The sequence below is a fragment of the Hydrogenophaga electricum genome (genome assembly GCF_030160815.1).
Lineage (GTDB): Bacteria > Pseudomonadota > Gammaproteobacteria > Burkholderiales > Burkholderiaceae_C > Hydrogenophaga > Hydrogenophaga electricum.
On sequence record NZ_BSPB01000032.1, the window covers coordinates 1 to 17,011 of the forward strand.

Below are 17,011 nucleotides of genomic sequence, written 5' to 3' on the forward strand. Positions count from 1 at the left end.
ACACCCGCATCCGCGCCTCGGTGCCCGCGATCCAGATGGCGCTGGACGCCGGCGCCGCGGTGATGGTCACCAGCCACCTGGGCCGCCCGACCGAAGGCGCGTTCAAACCCGAAGACTCGCTGACCCCGGTCGCTGCCCGCATGGGCCAGCTCATGGGCCGCAACATCCGCGTGGTGGCCAACTGGGTGGACGGCGATTTCTCCGTCGCCCCCGGTGAAGTCGTGCTGCTGGAGAACTGCCGCCTGAACGTGGGCGAGAAGAAGAACAAGCCCGAGCTGGCCGCCAAGCTCGGCAAGCTGTGCGACATCTTCGTGCACGACGCCTTCGGCACCGCGCACCGCGCCGAAGGCACGACCTACGGCATCGCCGAGACCGCCCCCATCGCCACCGCCGGCCCGCTGCTGGCCGCCGAAATGGATGCGATTGGCAAGGCCCTGGCCAACCCCAAGCGCCCGCTGGTGGCCATCGTCGCTGGCTCCAAGGTCAGCACCAAACTGACCATCCTGCAAAGCCTGGCCAAGAACGTCGACGGCCTGATCGTCGGTGGTGGCATCGCCAACACCTTCATGCTCGCTGCCGGCCTGAAGATCGGCAAGAGCCTGGCCGAGCCCGACCTGCTGGGTGAAGCCACGGCCGTGATCGAAGCGATGAAGGCGCGCGGCGCCGAGGTGCCGATCCCCGAAGACGTGGTCTGCGCCAAAGCCTTCGCGGCCGACGCCGAAGCCACGGTCAAGGCCGCCACCGACGTGGCCGACGACGACCTGATCCTGGACATCGGCCCCAAGACCGCGGCCAAGCTGGCACAGAAGCTCAAGCAGGCCGGCACCATCGTCTGGAACGGCCCGGTGGGCGTGTTCGAGTTCGCGGCCTTCGAGAACGGCACCAAAGTGATCGCACAAGCCATTGCCGAATCGAGCGCCTTCAGCATCGCCGGCGGTGGCGACACGCTGGCGGCGATTGCCAAGTACGGCATCGAGAAGGACGTGGGCTACATCTCCACCGGCGGTGGCGCCTTCCTGGAAGTGCTCGAAGGCAAGACGCTGCCGGCTTTTGAGATTCTGGCCAAGCGCGCCAGCTGATTCCCATTTCTTTCTTTTTTTCAGGAGCTTCACATGGCCCTCATCTCCCTTCGTCAACTGCTGGACCACGCGGCCGAGAACAACTACGGCCTGCCGGCCTTCAACGTCAACAACATGGAGCAGGTGCAGGCCATCATGCAGGCGGCCGCACAGGTGGACAGCCCGGTGATCCTGCAGGGCTCGGCGGGTGCGCGCTCCTACGCGGGCGAGCCCTTTCTGCGCCACCTGATCGCTGCCGCGATCGAGATGTACCCGCACATTCCGGTGTGCATGCACCAGGACCACGGCGCCACGCCGGGCGTGTGCTTCCGCTCCATCCAGTCCGGCTTCAGCTCGGTCATGATGGACGGTAGCCTGCTGGCCGATGGCAAGACGCCGTCGAGCTACGAATACAACGTCACCACGACGAAACAGGTGGTTGACCTGGCCCACGCCTGCGGGGTGTCGGTCGAAGGCGAGCTGGGTTGCCTGGGCTCTCTGGAAACCGGCAAGGCGGGTGAAGAGGATGGGCACGGCGCAGAGGGCGAGCTGGACCATTCCATGCTGCTGACCGACCCGGACGAGGCCGCCGACTTCGTGCGCAAGACCCAGGTCGACGCGCTGGCGATTGCCATCGGCACCAGCCACGGCGCCTACAAGTTCACCAGCAAGCCCAGCGGCAAGGTGCTGCGCATCGACCGCGTGAAGGAGATTCACCAGCGCATTCCCAATGTGCACCTGGTGATGCACGGTTCGTCCAGCGTGCCGGAAGACTGGCTGGCCATCATCAACCAGTACGGCGGCGACATGGGGCAGACCTACGGCGTGCCGGTGGAAGAGATCGTCGAAGGCATCAAGAACGGCGTGCGCAAGGTCAACATCGACACCGACCTGCGCATGGCCAGCACCGGCGCCATCCGCCAGCACCTGGCGCAAGACCGCAAGAACTTCGATCCGCGCAAGTTCTACAAGGAAGCTACCAAGGCCATGCAGGCGATCTGCGCCGCGCGCTACGAGGCCTTCGGCTCGGCCGGCATGGCGAGCAAGATCACGAAGGTACACAGCCTGGAGGCGATGCAGAAGCGCTACGACAAGGGCGAACTCGCCGCCCAAGTGGCCTGAGCGCGGCGAGGATCAGGGAGATCACCGGGCTGGGTGAGCTTGCTGGATTCCCGCCTGCGCGGGAATGACGGTGTCTGCGTGCCCTGACCCGCGCAGCGGCGGAGCGTGGGGGCTTCCGGGCCAGCCGCCGGGCCGCCCCCAGGCAGGCCCAGCCCCCTCGGGGGGCAGCGACCCGCGCAGCGGCGGAGCGTGGGGGCTACCGGGCCAGCCGCCGGGCCGTCCCAAGGCAGGCCCAGCCCCCTCGGGGGGGCAGCGACCCGCGCAGCGGCGGAGCGTGGGGGCTTCTTATTTACTGCTGACGTATTCCGCCACCGCCGCCATCTCCAGCTCGGTCATCTTCTCGACCACGGTGTGCATCACGGCGTTGTCGTTGGTCCGCTCGCGCTTGTGGAACTGCTTGAGCTGGGTGTGGATGTAGCCGGAGAACTGGCCCGCCAGGCGCGGCAGGTTGGCAGCGCCTTCGGCGGCCGTGCCGTGGCAGGCCACGCAGGCGGGCACGCCGCTGAACTTGTTGCCGTTGTGGAAGATGTAGCGCCCCATGGCGGCCAGTTGCGGGTCCTTGGCTTCTTCACGGGGGAGGCTCATCTTCTCGTAGTACCGGCCCAGGGCCAGCATCTCCTCGGGCGTGAGCTTGGCGACCATTTCGGCCATGGCCGTGCTCTTGCGCTTGCCGGTCTTGAAGGCGTCGAGCTGCTTGGCGATGTATTCGGCGTGCTGGCCGGCCAGGCGGGGAAAGATCTCGCTGGTCGACTCGCCCTGGGCACCGTGGCACAGGAAGCACGAGCCGCCCGCGATCTTCTTGGCCCGCGCTTCGTCGGCCTGGGCCCAGGCGGTGGCACCGGTCAGCAGCGCCGGCAGCAGGGCCAGGGCGCAGGCCAGGGGTCGGAGGGTCGGACGGGGAAACCCATTCATGGATAACTCTGTACGGATATAAGGCCGGTAAAAAAAGCCCTGGCACGCGGCCAGGGCTGGCGATGCCATCAAGCCAGGGTATCGGCCCAGATGTTGCGCGCCCAGGCGTGGGCGTAGCGGCCTTCGAGTTCGCTGGCCGCGCTGGAGACGCCACCGGCGCCGGCCACCGGCAGCATGGTCTTTTTCTCGGCGTCATAGCGGTGCACGCTGGCCACGTGCACCACGTCCTCGTCGGTCACGAAGCTGTAGCAGGTGTTGGCATACAGCGGCAGGGTTGGGGGCTCTTTGCCCTGCAGCAGCGAGACGACGGCGGCGGCGCAGGTCTTGCCATGCTGGTTGGCCATGTGGCCGGACTTGGGCATGGCGGGTGCGATCTGGATCGCGTCGCCGAGCACGTGGATGTTCTTCGCGGCTTTGGACTCGAAGGTCAGGAAGTCGACCTCGCACCAGCGGTTGTTGGCCGTGGCCAGGCCGGTCTTGACCGCGATGTCGCCCGCGCGCATGGTGGGCACGACGTTGGCGACGCTGGCCTTGAAGTCGTCGTTGAACTCGAACTTCAGGGTCAGGTTGGCGGCGTCGACATCGACCACCTTGTGTTTGGGGCGGTATTCGATGAGGCCCTTGTAGTGCTCGTCCCAGGCCTTGAGGAACAGGCCCTTCTTCGACTGGATGTCGTCGTTGGCGTCGAAGATGACCACCTTGCTCTTGGGTTTGGCCTTCTTGAAGTAGTTAGCCACCAGGCTGGCGCGTTCGTAGGGGCCGGGCGGGCAGCGGTACGGGGCCAGCGGGATCGACAGCGCGTACACGCCGCCGTCGGGCATGGCTTCAAGCTGCTGGCGCAGGGCCACGGTCTGGGCGCCGGCCTTCCAGGCGTGCAGCACCTTGTCCTGCGCGCCTTCCTTGGCCATGCCGGGCAGGGTGTCCCACATGAAGTCGATGCCCGGCGAGACGATCAGCCGGTCGTAGCTGAGTTCACCGCCGCTGGCCAGCTGCACGGTGCGCTTGTCGGGGTCGATGCGTGCGACGCGGTCGCGCACCACCTTCACGCCGTGGCGCTTGGCGAGGTTGTCGTAGGGCGTGGTGACGTCGGCGATGGTCTTGCTGCCCTGCAGGACCAGGTTGGAGATCGGGCAGGACACGAAGGCCGGGCTGGGCTCGACCAGCGTGACACGGATGCTCTGGTCGGAAAACAGCCGGATGTACTTGGCCGCGGTGGCGCCACCGTAGCCCCCGCCGACCACCACCACGTGGGCACCGCTGCCCCCGGTGCTGGCGCAGCCAGCGGTCAGGCCGATGCCGGCCAGTGCCGAGCCGGCACCCAGGGTCTGAACAAATTGACGACGCTTCATCATGATCAGTGTTCCTCTCGTGGCTTATTTCTTCTGGGCGGCGAAGTACGCCGCGATCTGGCCCAACTGCTCGTCGGTGTACCCCTTGGAGAGCTGGTGCATGATGGTCGCGGGCTTGCGACCGGACTTGAAGTCCATCAGCTTCTGCACCAGTTCGTCCTTGTCTTTGCCGGCCAGCGATTCCATGCCGGTCTGTGCCCGGCCGTCCGTGCCGTGGCAGTTGGCGCAGGCTGCAGCCCAGACACGGACCTGATTGACCTGCGCCTGGGCAGCCAGGGCGGCGGTGCACAGCGCGCCGGCGGCGAGCCATTTCATCGTGGGGTTCATCGGGGGAGTCTCCTTGGGTCGAGTGGTGGAAAGTTGCTCGCGAAACTGTAGCGCATGCCACTGGATCCACAGCAGAATCAGTAGTTCTGCATATATCCATAAACCATACTAGCGCCGGTATCCCCACCACCAAACGGTGAAAACCCTAGCGGAGCGCCGGGGTGGCGAGGCCGTGCTGCCCGCCAGGTCGCCCCGGGGCAGAACCGGATCGATTCGGGTTTACACTAATCTATATATAGGCAATCAATCATATAGTTGTTGAAAACCATCAAACCCACGATCCGGAGACAAGCCTTGGAAGGTCAGCACGACGTGTTCGAGTCTGCCGCCCGTTGCTTCAGCGGGTTGGGCGAACCGACGCGTCTGCGCCTGCTCGTGCTGCACGTGCGGGGTGCTCAGGCGTGCTGCGTCCACCACGCCATGCGCGCCACGGGCATGGCCCAGGCCCATGTGTCCCGGCTCCGGGCCTGATGTACCAGGCCGGCCGGCCTTCTGTTTCCCCCGTCAATCACAAGGAACACACAAGTGTCTGATCAACTCGGTGACGTCATCGGACGCGTGCTGCCCGCGCCCGAAAATGGTCTGAGTACCGAGAAGCTGGAGGACGCCCGCAAGGCGCGCCGCCGCTTCATGGGCAAGGCCCTGGCCATGGGCGCGGGTGTCGCGGCTTCGGCCGGGGCGGCCACGCGGGCCCTCGCGGCCGAAGGCGAGGACGCCATCCTCAAGCTGCCGGCGCACACCACCGGGCTGGGCCAGGCGGTGGCCACCGACGGCTACGGCAAGCCCAGCCAGTGGGAGGCCAACCTCCAGCGCCGCCAGAGCCCGGGGCTGACGCGGGTGAACCAGGCGTCGGTGAGCTTCACGCCCTTGCAAGGGCTGTTCGGCATCATCACGCCCAGCGGCTTGCACTTCGAGCGCCACCACCAGGGCTGGTGGGACATCGACCCGTCGCAGCACCGTCTGATGGTCAACGGCCTGGTCAAGCGCGAGCGCGTGTTCACCATGGACGACCTGATGCGCCTGCCCAGCGTCTCGCGCATCCACTTCATTGAATGTGGTGCCAACTCGGCCACCGAGTGGGGCAATGTGGCGGTGCCGACGGTGCAGTACACGCACGGCATGATCAGCTGCTCGGAGTTCACCGGGGTGCTGCTGTCGACGCTGCTGGAGATGTGCGGCATCGACAAGAAGAAGGCGCGGTACGTGCTGGCCGAAGGGGCCGACGGCTCGTCGATGACGCGCACGATCGACATGGAGCGCGCAATGGACGACTGCATCGTGGCCTGGGGCATGAACGGCGAGATGCTGCGTCCCGAAAACGGTTACCCGTTGCGGCTGGTGGTGCCGGGGATCCAGGGTGTGAGCTGGGTCAAGTACCTGCGCCGCATCGAGGTGGGCGATGAGAAGTACGCCACCAAGGACGAGGCGGTGCACTACATCGACCACATGCCCGACGGCACCCACCGCCAGTACACCGGCATCCAGGAGTGCAAGAGCGTGATCACCACGCCGTCCGGCGGGCAGATGCTGCTGGACAAGGGGTACTACAACGTGACCGGCCTGGCCTGGTCGGGCCGCGGCGCGATCAAGCGGGTGGACGTGAGCGTGGACGGTGGCCGCAACTGGCGCACCGCGCGCCTGGAAGGACCGATTCTCCCCAAGGCGCTGACGCGTTTCAACATCGACTGGGTGTGGGACGGCAAACCCGCCGTGCTGCAAAGCCGCGCCATCGACAGCACCGGCTACGTGCAACCCAAGATCAACCAGCTGCGCGCCGTGCGGGGTACCCGCTCGGTCTACCACCAGAACGCCATCCAGAGCTGGCTGGTGTCCGAAAACGGTGAAGTCTCCAACGTGCAGGTGTACTGATGAACGCGATGTTGTTTTCCTCTTTCCGGGTGCTGGTCGCGGCATCGGCCCTCGCCTTGGGTGTGCAGGCCGCGCAGGCCCAGTCCCGCCCCTGGGACACCATCGGCCGCGACGCCACGCGCGCCGAGGTGAAGGCCTGGGACATCGATGTGCGGCCCGATTTCAAGGGGCTGCCGGCGGGTTCGGGCACGGTCTCGCGCGGTGAGACCGTGTGGGAAGGCAAGTGCGCGTCCTGCCACGGTGCCTTCGGCGAGTCCAACGAGGTGTTCACACCCATCATTGGCGGTACCACGCGCAAGGACATCGAAACCGGCCGCGTTGCGGCGCTGGTGGCGGGCAATCCGTCGGCCCCGCAGAAGACCACGATGATGAAGGTCGCCACGCTCTCGACGCTGTGGGACTACATCAACCGCGCCATGCCCTGGAACGCGCCCAAGTCGCTGAGCGCCGACGAGGTGTACGCCGTCACCGCGTACCTGCTCAACCTGGCCGAGGTGGTGCCCGCCGACTTCACTCTCAGCGACAAGAACATCGCTGAGGTGCAAAAGCGCATGCCCAACCGCAACGGCATGGTGTTCTACGAACCGCTGTGGAAAGCCTCGGGCAAGGGCGACGTGAAGAACGTGGCCTGCATGAAGAACTGCGAGGTCGATCCCAAAGTGCATTCGAGCCTGCCCGGTTTTGCGCGTGACGCCCACGGCAACATCCTGGAGCAGAACCGCGTGATCGGACCGGTGCGCGGCGCAGACACCTCGCAGCCACCGCCGAAGGGGCCGGTCGGCAGCGCTCCGCCGCCGAAGGCCGTGGTCGTGGCCGCGGCGGCACCCGCCGGGGGTGTGGACGCCAAAGCCCTGCTCAACAGCAACAGCTGCACCGCCTGCCATGGGGTCAAGAGCAAGATCGTGGGACCGGGCTTCAACGAGATTGCCGCCAAACACAAAGGCCGGGCCGATCTGGAGGCCTACCTGATGGGCAAGATCCGCAACGGCGGCGAGGGCGTCTGGGGGGCGGTGCCGATGCCGCCACAGGCCCAGGTGGGGGAGGCCGACGCCAAGGCCATCGCCCAGTGGATCGCTGCCGGCGCACCCTGAGCGGATCAAAAATCCCTATTCACAAATATTCGGAATTAATCGTTTACCCCGTACCTGTTTTTCCTAGGAGTGCCTAAGCTTATGAACATGAACACGAAGTCGCTCGCCGCGCTGCTGGCTTTGCTGGGAGCCGCTGCGTCTGCCCACGCCGTCGACGCCGTGGCGGCCAAAGCCCTGGCGGGCAAGAGCGCCTGCCTGGCCTGCCATGCGGCCGACAAGAAGCTGGTGGGGCCTTCGTACAAAGAGGTGATGACCAAGCACCAGGGCCAGGCCGACGCCGTGGCCAAGGTGGCGGCACGCATCAAGTCGGGTGGTTCCGGCATGTACGGGCCCGTGCCGATGCCGCCGCAGCCGAACCTCAAGGACGACGAGCTCAAGCTGCTGGCCGAATGGGTGCTCGCCGGTGCCCCTGACAAGTAAACTTCCCGCCCTATTTCATAAGGAGTTCATCATGAACCAATCCCGTCGCCAAGCACTCAAGACCTCCGGTGCCTTTGCCACGCTGGTGTCGCTGGGCATCGTGACCCAGAGCCAGGCCCAGGCTGCGATCGACCAGGTCAACTTCCAGGGCAAGTCGCTGGAAGAGGCCCTCAAGGCCATCGGTGGCCAACCGGCCTCCAGCGACCAGATCACCGTGGTGTCTCCGGACATCGCTGAAAACGGTGCCGTGGTTCCCGTGGGCGCCACCAGCAAGCTGCCCAACACGACCGAGATCTATCTCATCGTCGAAAAGAACCCGACCCCGCTGGCTGCCGCCTTCATGATCCCGGCGGGCACCGCGTCCGAAGTGCAGACGCGTCTGAAGATGGGCCAGAGCACCAACGTGGTGGCGGTCGTCAAGGCCGACGGCAAGCTGTATTCGGCCGTCAAGGAAACCAAGGTCACGCTCGGCGGTTGCGGCGGCTGAACGCCGCCCCGCGTGTTCACCATTCCCTTTCCAGATACCGATTCAGGAGTCCCTCATGGCTGATCCGATGCGCATCCGCGCCGCCCTTTCCGGCGAAGAAACCACCGTCCGCGTGCTGATGTCCCACCCCATGGAACCCGGCACCCGCAAGGACGCATCCGGGGCGCTGATCCCGGCGCACTTCATCAAGGACGTCGAAGCCACGCACAACGGCAAGACCGTGCTCAAGGCCGTGTTCAGCGGCGCCGTGTCCCAGAACCCGTTCCTGTCCTTCAAGTTCAAGGGCGGGGCCAAGGGCGACAAGATCGTCGTCAAGTGGGTCGACAACAAGAGCGACTCGCGCACCGACGAAGCCGCCATCGCCTGACCGGGCCGGGCGGTTCATGCGGCCAGCCACGCAAGTTGCTGGCCGTTTGTTTTTCATCACAACAAGGAGACCCCAGATGAAACGCAAAGTGGTGGTGCTGGCCACGCTGGCGGTGGCATGTGCCGGAGGAGCCCAGGCGCAGGATGCGACGGCCGACGGGATTGCCAAGTACCGGGAAATGCTGCAGGACGGCAACCCGGCCGAGCTGTTCGAGATGAAGGGCGAGGAGCTCTGGAAGCAGAAACGCGGGCCGAAGAACGCGTCCCTGGAGCGCTGCGACCTGGGCAAAGGCCCGGGCGTGCTCGAAGGCGCTTTTGTCGAACTGCCGCGCTACTTCAAGGACACGGGGCGCGTCATGGACATGGAGACGCGCCTGATCCATTGCATGGAGACCCTGCAGGGCTTCAATGGCGCCGAGGTCATGAAAACCCCGTTCGGCCGTGGCGAGATGGCCAACGTCACCGCGCTGGCGACCTATGTGGCCACGCAGTCCAAGGGCATGCACTTCAACCTGCCCCAGAACACGGCGCAGGAAAAGACCATGTACGAAGTGGGCAAGCGCCTGTTCTTCATGCGGGGCGGCCCGCACGACTTTTCCTGCGCCTCCTGTCACGGCGAAGAAGGCAAACGCATCCGCCTGCAGGACCTGCCCAACCTGACCAAGAACCCGGGCGACGGCGTGGGCTTTGCCGCCTGGCCGGCCTACCGCGTGTCCAACGCGCAGATGTGGGGCATGCAGTTGCGGCTGAACGACTGCTACCGGCAGCAACGCTTTCCCGAGCCCAAGTTCGGCAGCGACGCGACCATCGCGCTCGGTGTCTACATGGGCGTGAACGCCAAGGGGGCCGAGTCCATCGTGCCCGCCATCAAGCGCTGAGGCCGGAGGAGATTCGCATGAAACACACCCCAACCATCGTCTCCCTGGCGGGCGCATCCGTGCTGGCACTGGGCCTGAGCGCCTGCGGTTCGTCCGGTGGCACCGCCGACCACGACCGCATCACGGCCGACGTCGTCAAGGCCTCGTTCCAGGACCGGGGCATTGCCAAGGTCGACCGCCTGGTCCAGGACGACGCCAACCGCGAATGCGCGGCTGCCGATGTGGCGCGCAAGCCCATCGACGAAAAGGTGGCCAAGGCCATCGAGGCGGCCGAGATGAAGACCATGAAATGGCCTTCGGACGGCAAGTTCATCGGCGACTGGAAAGAGGGCGAGAAGATCGCCCAGAGCGGCCGTGGCCTGACCTGGTCCGACAATGAGAAGACGGTCAATGGCGGCAACTGCTACAACTGCCACCAGATCAGCAAGGAGGAAATCTCCTTCGGCACGCTGGGCCCGAGCCTGTACAACTACGGCAAGCTGCGTGGCGTGACCGACCCGAGCGCCGAAGCCTCCAAGGCCATCGTCGAGTACACCTGGGGCAAGCTGTGGAACTCGCGTGCCTACAACGCCTGTTCGCAGATGCCGCGCGTGGGGCACAAGGGCATCCTGAACGAAGCCCAGCTCAAGGACGTGATGGCGCTGTTGCTGGATCCGAAGTCGCCGGTCAACCGGTGATCTGGCCGGCCGCATCTGCCCGTGCAGGTGCGGCCTTCCGGTTTTTTTTGCGTCGAATATCAGTCATCAATTGAAAAGGAATGTTTATGAGCTTCAGCCGTCGTGAATTCATGCAGGTGCTGGCCGTGGCGAGCGCGGGCGGCATGGCCCTGGATCACAAGGACGTGCTGGCGGCCAAGCCCGGTGCCGGTCAGGCGCTGTACGACCTGCCCAAATTCGGCAACGTCAGCTTCCTGCACTTCACCGACTGCCACGCGCAGCTGATGCCGATCCACTTCCGCGAGCCCAACGTGAACCTGGGGGTGGGTGAGGCGGTGGGGCGCCCGCCGCACATCGTGGGCGAGGCGATGCTCAAGCACTACGGCATCCGCCCCGGCACGGCGCAGGCGCATGCCTTCACGTACCTGAATTTCGAGAAGGCCGCGCGGACCTACGGCAAGGTGGGCGGCTTTGCGCACCTGGCCACGCTGGTGAAGATGCTCAAGGCCGACCGCCCGCACGCGCTGCTGCTCGACGGGGGCGACACCTGGCAGGGCTCGGCCACCTCGCTGTGGACCAACGGCCAGGACATGATCGACGCGTGCAAGCTGCTCGGGGTGAACATGATGACGCCCCACTGGGAGTTCACCTTCGGCGCCCAGCGCGTGCAGGAGGTGGTGGAGAAGGACTTCAAGGGCCACATTGAATTCCTGGCACAGAACATCAAGACCACCGACTTCGAGGACCAGGTTTTCAAGCCCTACGCGCTGCGCGAGATGAACGGCGTGAAGGTGGCGGTGATCGGCCAGGCTTTCCCGTACACCCCCATCGCCAACCCGCGCTACATGGTGCCCGACTGGACCTTCGGCATCCAGGACGAGCACATGCAGAAGATGGTCGACCAGGCGCGCGGCGAGGGCGCCCAGGCCGTGGTCGTGCTCTCGCACAACGGCATGGACGTGGACATCAAGATGGCCTCGCGCGTGCGGGGCATCGACGCCGTGCTCGGTGGCCACACCCATGACGGCATGCCGGCGCCGGTGATCGTGAAGAACGCCGGCGGCCAGACGCTGGTGACCAATGCCGGCTCCAACGGCAAGTTCCTGGCGGTGCTGGACTTCGACGTGCGCGGCGGCAAGGTGCAGGACTTCCGCTACAAGCTGCTGCCGGTGTTCGCCAACCTCCTGCCCGCCGACGCGGCCATGCAGGCCCTGATCGACAAGGTGCGTGCGCCCTACAAGGACAAGCTGGAAGAGCAACTGGCCGTCACCGAGGACCTGCTGTACCGCCGCGGCAATTTCAACGGTTCGTGGGACCAGCTCATCTGCGAAGCCCTGATGGAGGTCAAGGGGGCCGACATGTCCTTCTCGCCCGGGGTGCGCTGGGGCACCTCGCTGCTGCCGGGGGAGGCCATCACCTACGAGCGCATGATGGACCAGATGGCCCTGACCTACCCGGCGACCACGCTCAACGAGTTCACCGGAACGCAGATCAAGGAGATCATGGAAGATGTGTGCGACAACATCTTCAACCCCGATCCGTACTACCAGCAGGGTGGCGACATGGTCCGTGTCGGCGGCATGACCTACAGCTGCACGCCCAACGCGCCTGTCGGCCAGCGCATCAACAACATGATGCTCAAGGGCAAGCCCATCGAGGCCGACAAAAAATACAAGGTGGCAGGCTGGGCGTCGGTGCAGGAAGGTGCGCAGGGCGAGCCCATCTGGGACGTGGTCTCGGGCTACCTGCGCAACAAGAAGGTGATCAAGGGCGTCAAGGTCAACACGCCAGCGCTCGTGGGCATGCAGGGCAACCCCGGCATGGTGGTCTGAGCACCGCCTGCTTCCCGGCAAAAAGCCCATTCGCTGTTGGCGAATGGGCTTTTTTTGGGGGAGATGCTCGGGCTTTGGGGTCTCAGAGCGGCAGCTCGGCCATGGTCGAACTGGGGAATTCCAGCTCGGCATCCAGGCCTTCGAACGGCAGCGTGAAGTAGAACGTGCAGCCCTCATTGGGCGAGGTCTCCGCCCAGATGCGCCCGCCGTGGCGTTCGATGATGCGCTGCGACAAGGCCAAACCGGTGCCCGTGCCTTCAAAGTCCATCGAGTGGTGCTGGCGCTGGAACATCACGAACAGGTTGTGCGCCTTGGTCAGGTCGAAGCCGACGCCGTTGTCGTTCACGTAGAAGGTGCGTCCGCCCACGGGGTTGACGCGCCAGCCGATCTCGATGCGGGCCTGCTCGCGGGTGCGGGTGTATTTGACCGAGTTTTCCAGCAGGTTGGTGAACACCTCGGCCAGCAGCATGGCGTCGCCGCGGACCACGGGCAGGTCTTCTTCCAGCACCCATTCGATGGTGCGCGTCGCGTGTTCCTGCCGGAGGTGGCCGATGACACCGTCGACCAGGGGCTTGAGCGGCACCGGCTGCGACTCGATGTTCACGCGGCCGAGTCGGGCGTATTCGAGCAGGCCTTCAATCATCAGGCTCATGCGCTTGCTGGCCTTGACGATGGAGCCCAGGTACTGCTGGCTGATCGGGTCCGGGTGGCCGCTCATCTGTTCCTGCAACAGCGTCACGAAGCTGCTGATGTGGCGCAGCGGTGCGCGCAGGTCGTGCGACACCATGTGCGAGAACACGTCCAGATCCTTGTTGGCAGCCACCAGCTGCTGCGTGCGCTCGGCCACGCGCTGCTCCAGCTCGCGGTTGAGGTCGTTCATCACGTCCTCCAGGCTCTTGGCGGCGGTCATGTCGCGCGTGATGCTCGACAGGCCCTGCAGGTCACCGGCCTCGTTGCGCAGGGCGGTCAGCACGGTGTGGGCCCAGAACCGGGAGCCATCGTCGCGCAGGCGCCAGCCCCGGGTCTCCCACTGGCCATGGGTCTTGGCCAGGCGCAGCACCTGGTCCGGGTCGGTTTCGTCTTCTCCCGCGTTGTCGGCCGCCAGCAGGTGCTTGTAGGACTTGCCGACGATCTCCGCCTTGCCATGCCCGTGCATGCGCTGGGCGCTTTCGCTCCATTCGGTGATGCGGCCTTCCTCGTCGACGAAATAGATGCAGTAATCGTGAATCGCATCCACCATCAGGCGGAAGCGCTGCTCGCTCTGGAACAACTCGGCCGTGCGTTCGCGCACGTGCTCTTCAAGGTCGCGATTGGCTTCGAGCACGAACTCTTCGGTCTGGCGGCGTTCCGAGATGTCGTGCTGCTCGATGAAGATGCCCACGACCTCGCCGTTGTCCATGTCGGGGAGGTAGTGCACTTCGTAGAAGTGGCGGGTGCCGTCCGTCCACTGGCGCTCGGCTTCAAAGTTCTGCGGCTGTCCGCTCAAAGCCTGGGCCACGTGGGGCAGGATCTCCGGCAGCAGTTCCGGCGGGACGAGCTGGCTCAGGTGGCTGCCCACCATTTCGGGAGGTGTCTTGCCACTGCGCGCCGCATGCGCGGTGTTGCTGTAGCGGCAGATCAGGTCCTTGTCGTAATAGGCCAGGTGGGTCGGAATGCGGTTGATGAAGGTCTGCAGGAACCGGTCGTGCGCAGCCAGGCGTTGTTCCACGCCCTTGCGCTCACTGATGTCCATGAGGGTGGAGTTGCTGCAGACGAACCGGCCGCCGGCGTCGAGCGTGGGCACGGAGGTCAGCAGGGCCTGCACGCGGCCACCGCCTTTGCAGCACAGCTCCAGCTCGACCGGCGGGGCCGGCAGCTGTTCGGTGAGTGCCTGTGCATGCAGCTGCAGGGCCGGGTGTCCGGCCGCGTCGACATGGTCCAGCAGACAGGTTTGCACCAGCTCGGGGGCTTCGTAGCCGAGCCAGCGCAATAGCGTGCCGTTGACGCGCACGAGACGCAGGTCGGTGTCGAAAGACAGCAGACCGCAGGGGGCTTGATCGTAAAGGGCCAGGGTTTGCGCAGCCGCGTCAGAGGCGAGGGGGCTGTCTGGGCAGACAGGGTCATCCATGTTCGGTGCTCCGGATCGTTGCGTGGCAGGCAAGCATGCCTGTTCGTGGCATATCGGATGATTCCGGCCAAACTTCAGTCTAGGCAAGCCGGGATATGAAGGGGTTTCTACCCGGTTTTCCCCATGTTGGGGAGCGCAATACTTGATCTCGGGATGGGGGTATCGGGTGCCGGTCGGTAGCCCCGGAAAGAAGCCCGGCCTGCCGGTATCGCCGACAGGCCGGGCTTTTCAGGCGGACGCCCGGCGGCTACCGGGGGGGCGCCCGGGTCCGACAGGCGGTCGGTTCAGAGGCCTGCCGATGCGCGCAGTGCAGCGGCCTTGTCCGTGCGCTCCCAGCTGAACTCGGGCTCTTCGCGGCCGAAGTGGCCATAGGCCGCGGTCTTGGCGTAGATCGGGCGCAGCAGGTCCAGCATCTGGATGATGCCTTTCGGGCGCAGGTCGAAGTGCTCCTGCACCAGTTGGGCGATCTGCTCGTCGGGGATGACGCCAGTGCCTTCGGTGTAGACGGTCACGTTCATCGGGCGCGCCACGCCGATGGCGTAGGCGACCTGGATCTGGCACTGGCGCGCCAGGCCCGCGGCCACCACGTTCTTGGCCACGTAGCGCGCGGCGTAGGCGGCCGAGCGGTCCACCTTCGACGGATCCTTGCCCGAGAAGGCACCGCCGCCGTGCGGGCATGCGCCGCCGTAGGTGTCGACGATGATCTTGCGGCCGGTCAGGCCACAGTCGCCTTGCGGGCCGCCGATGACGAAGCGGCCGGTCGGGTTGATCAGGTACTTGGTGTCCTGCAGCCATTCCTTGGGCAGCACCGGCTTGATGATCTCCTCGATCACGGCGTCGATGAAGCTCTGCTTCATCTTGGTCGCCGTTTCGGACTGGTCCGGGCTGTGCTGGGTCGACAGCACCACGGTGTCGATGCTGTGCGGTTTGCCGTCCACGTAGCGCATCGTGACCTGGCTTTTGGCGTCCGGGCGCAGGAAAGGCAGGCGGCCGTCCTTGCGCAGTTGGGCCTGGCGCTCCACCAGGCGGTGCGCGTAGTAGATCGGCGCGGGCATGAGCTCGGGCGTCTCATCGCAGGCGTAGCCGAACATCAGGCCCTGGTCACCGGCGCCGATGTTGAGGTGATCGTCACTGGCGTGGTCCACGCCCTGGGCGATGTCGTTGCTCTGTTTGTCATAGGCCACCAGCACCGCGCAGCCCTTGTAGTCGATGCCGTACTCGGTGTTGTCGTAGCCGATGCGCTTGATCGTGTCGCGCGCGACCTGGATGTAGTCGACGTGCGCGTTGGTGGTGATCTCGCCGGCCAGCACCACCAGACCGGTGTTGGTCAGCGTCTCGGCGGCCACGCGGCTGCGCGGGTCCTGCTCGAAGATGGCATCCAGGATGGCGTCGGAAATCTGGTCGGCGACCTTGTCGGGATGGCCTTCGGAAACAGATTCGGACGTGAAGAGAAAATCGCTCGCCATATAAACTCCAGAGAAGGTGAATCGGCGTTGCCGGTCTTTCTGAGTTCGGCGAACGCTTTAGCGGTATTTGTGAATCGCCCCGCAATCAGTTCAGCAACTCGGCGATGTCTCCATTCTAATCAAGCTTGTGGCGCCGTGCGTGCTGGCCTCCTGAGCCAGCCCTTGCCGGACACCCTGTTTCCATCTCGGTCTTGAACTTCGTTGTTGCCCTGTTTCGCACCGTCGCGCGGTGCCCGTTGGTCCTGTTGCACGGGGCCGGCTGGTGTGTGGGCTGGATCACGTTCCTGTCGTCCCCGCGCTACCGGCGCCGGTTGCTGGCCAATGCGCGGCAGGCAGGCTATGGGTGGCGTGTGGCCAGGTCTGCCGTGGGTGAGGCTGGCAAGATGGCGCTGGAGATTCCCCGGCTGTGGCTGGGGGCGCCCGTGCCCTTGCGCTGGGACGGTGCCGAACTGATCGAAGCCGCGCAGGCCTCCGGTCAGGGGGTGCTGTTCATGACGCCCCACATGGGCTGCTTCGAGGTCACGGCGCAGGCTTATGCCGAACGTTTCGGCAGTCAGCGCCCGATGACGGTCCTGTTCCGTCCCGCGCGCCAGCCCTGGTTGCGTGAGCTGATGGCACAGTCCCGCCAACGGCCCGGTCTGCTGACCGCTCCCACGTCGCTGGCGGGTGTGAAGCAACTGATCAAGGCGCTGAAGGCCGGCGACACGGTCGGGCTGTTGCCGGACCAGGTGCCGCCTGCCGGGCAAGGGGTCTGGGCGCCTTTCTTCGGACGCGAGGCCTACACCATGACCCTGTCTGCACGCCTGGTGCACAGCGGCCAGGCGAGGTTGCTGTTCGCCTGGGGCGAGCGCTTGCCCTGGGGGCAGGGCTATGTGGTTCGCGTCCGCGGACTGGAAAACCTGCTAGACGGGGCCTTGGAGGACGATCCTGGCCTGGCGGCGGCCCAGATCAACCGAGCCATGGAGCGCCTGGTTGCCGAGCAGCCTGCGCAGTACCTGTGGTCGTACAACCGGTACAAGGCGCCGGCATGACCTTGCCCTGCGCAACGCCGTGTCCGGCCGAAGATTGGCA

17 protein-coding genes are annotated in these 17,011 nt (G+C 65.5%); 12 read left to right on the forward strand and 5 right to left on the reverse strand.

Annotated elements, in window-relative coordinates:
- A partial coding sequence (locus tag QQK43_RS16065) for a phosphoglycerate kinase (protein ID WP_284308548.1) occupies window positions 1-1,079 on the forward strand: 1,079 nt, incomplete at its 5' end.
- Window positions 1,080-1,112: 33 nt separating this feature from the next.
- Entirely contained in the window at window positions 1,113-2,180 is a 1,068-nt protein-coding gene (gene fba, locus QQK43_RS16070) for a class II fructose-bisphosphate aldolase (RefSeq protein WP_284308549.1), read from the forward strand.
- Between the two features lie 285 nt (window positions 2,181-2,465).
- Here fba and QQK43_RS16075 read toward each other — a convergent pair whose 3' ends face one another.
- The 3 genes from QQK43_RS16075 to QQK43_RS16085 form a co-directional block, all read right to left on the reverse strand.
- Window positions 2,466-3,092, reverse strand: coding sequence for a c-type cytochrome (locus QQK43_RS16075; protein ID WP_234263654.1), 627 nt, complete (start codon window positions 3,090-3,092; stop codon window positions 2,466-2,468).
- Window positions 3,093-3,160: 68 nt separating this feature from the next.
- A complete protein-coding gene (locus QQK43_RS16080; RefSeq protein WP_284308551.1) occupies window positions 3,161-4,441 on the reverse strand; it encodes an FCSD flavin-binding domain-containing protein in 1,281 nt (426 codons plus the stop codon).
- 24 nt (window positions 4,442-4,465) lie between these two features.
- Window positions 4,466-4,768 carry a c-type cytochrome gene (locus tag QQK43_RS16085; RefSeq protein ID WP_234263653.1) on the reverse strand — a complete coding sequence of 101 codons (303 nt, stop codon included), beginning with the start codon at window positions 4,766-4,768 and terminating at the stop codon, window positions 4,466-4,468.
- A gap of 294 nt (window positions 4,769-5,062) precedes the next feature.
- Here QQK43_RS16085 and QQK43_RS16090 point away from each other — a divergent pair, with 294 nt between their 5' ends.
- The 9 genes from QQK43_RS16090 (at window position 5,063) to soxB (ending at window position 12,367) form a co-directional block, all read left to right on the forward strand.
- Window positions 5,063-5,239 carry a hypothetical protein gene (locus tag QQK43_RS16090; RefSeq protein WP_284308552.1) on the forward strand — a complete coding sequence of 59 codons (177 nt, stop codon included), beginning with the start codon at window positions 5,063-5,065 and terminating at the stop codon, window positions 5,237-5,239.
- A 54-nt stretch (window positions 5,240-5,293) separates the two neighbouring features.
- Window positions 5,294-6,637 carry a sulfite dehydrogenase gene (soxC, locus tag QQK43_RS16095; protein ID WP_284308553.1) on the forward strand — a complete coding sequence of 448 codons (1,344 nt, stop codon included), beginning with the start codon at window positions 5,294-5,296 and terminating at the stop codon, window positions 6,635-6,637.
- 8 nt (window positions 6,638-6,645) lie between these two features.
- The gene (locus QQK43_RS16100) at window positions 6,646-7,728 is read left to right on the forward strand and encodes a c-type cytochrome (protein ID WP_284308577.1); all 1,083 of its coding nucleotides are present in this window, start codon (window positions 6,646-6,648) and stop codon (window positions 7,726-7,728) included.
- 81 nt (window positions 7,729-7,809) lie between these two features.
- Window positions 7,810-8,148, forward strand: coding sequence for a c-type cytochrome (locus tag QQK43_RS16105; protein WP_284308554.1), 339 nt, complete (start codon window positions 7,810-7,812; stop codon window positions 8,146-8,148).
- A gap of 31 nt (window positions 8,149-8,179) precedes the next feature.
- Entirely contained in the window at window positions 8,180-8,635 is a 456-nt protein-coding gene (gene soxY, locus QQK43_RS16110) for a thiosulfate oxidation carrier protein SoxY (RefSeq protein ID WP_234263650.1), read from the forward strand.
- Between the two features lie 55 nt (window positions 8,636-8,690).
- Window positions 8,691-9,002, forward strand: a complete 312-nt coding sequence (soxZ, locus tag QQK43_RS16115) for a thiosulfate oxidation carrier complex protein SoxZ (RefSeq protein WP_234263649.1) — start codon at window positions 8,691-8,693, stop codon at window positions 9,000-9,002.
- A 76-nt stretch (window positions 9,003-9,078) separates the two neighbouring features.
- A complete protein-coding gene (soxA, locus tag QQK43_RS16120) occupies window positions 9,079-9,879 on the forward strand; it encodes a sulfur oxidation c-type cytochrome SoxA (protein ID WP_234263648.1) in 801 nt (266 codons plus the stop codon).
- Between the two features lie 17 nt (window positions 9,880-9,896).
- Window positions 9,897-10,556 (forward strand): sulfur oxidation c-type cytochrome SoxX, encoded by a 660-nt coding sequence (gene soxX, locus QQK43_RS16125; protein ID WP_234263647.1) that lies wholly within the window; start codon window positions 9,897-9,899, stop codon window positions 10,554-10,556.
- An 86-nt stretch (window positions 10,557-10,642) separates the two neighbouring features.
- Window positions 10,643-12,367, forward strand: coding sequence for a thiosulfohydrolase SoxB (gene soxB / locus QQK43_RS16130; RefSeq protein WP_284308555.1), 1,725 nt, complete (start codon window positions 10,643-10,645; stop codon window positions 12,365-12,367).
- An 82-nt stretch (window positions 12,368-12,449) separates the two neighbouring features.
- Here the strand turns inward: soxB and QQK43_RS16135 are convergent, their stop codons facing one another.
- Together QQK43_RS16135 and metK are read right to left on the reverse strand one after the other, a co-directional pair.
- Window positions 12,450-14,474 (reverse strand): PAS domain-containing sensor histidine kinase, encoded by a 2,025-nt coding sequence (locus QQK43_RS16135; RefSeq protein WP_234263645.1) that lies wholly within the window; start codon window positions 14,472-14,474, stop codon window positions 12,450-12,452.
- A 284-nt stretch (window positions 14,475-14,758) separates the two neighbouring features.
- Window positions 14,759-15,940 (reverse strand): methionine adenosyltransferase, encoded by a 1,182-nt coding sequence (gene metK / locus QQK43_RS16140; RefSeq protein WP_234263644.1) that lies wholly within the window; start codon window positions 15,938-15,940, stop codon window positions 14,759-14,761.
- Window positions 15,941-16,131: 191 nt separating this feature from the next.
- Between metK and QQK43_RS16145 the strand changes: the two genes are divergently transcribed.
- The gene (locus QQK43_RS16145; RefSeq protein ID WP_284308556.1) at window positions 16,132-16,971 is read left to right on the forward strand and encodes a lysophospholipid acyltransferase family protein; all 840 of its coding nucleotides are present in this window, start codon (window positions 16,132-16,134) and stop codon (window positions 16,969-16,971) included.
- Window positions 16,972-17,011 lie beyond the last annotated feature (40 nt).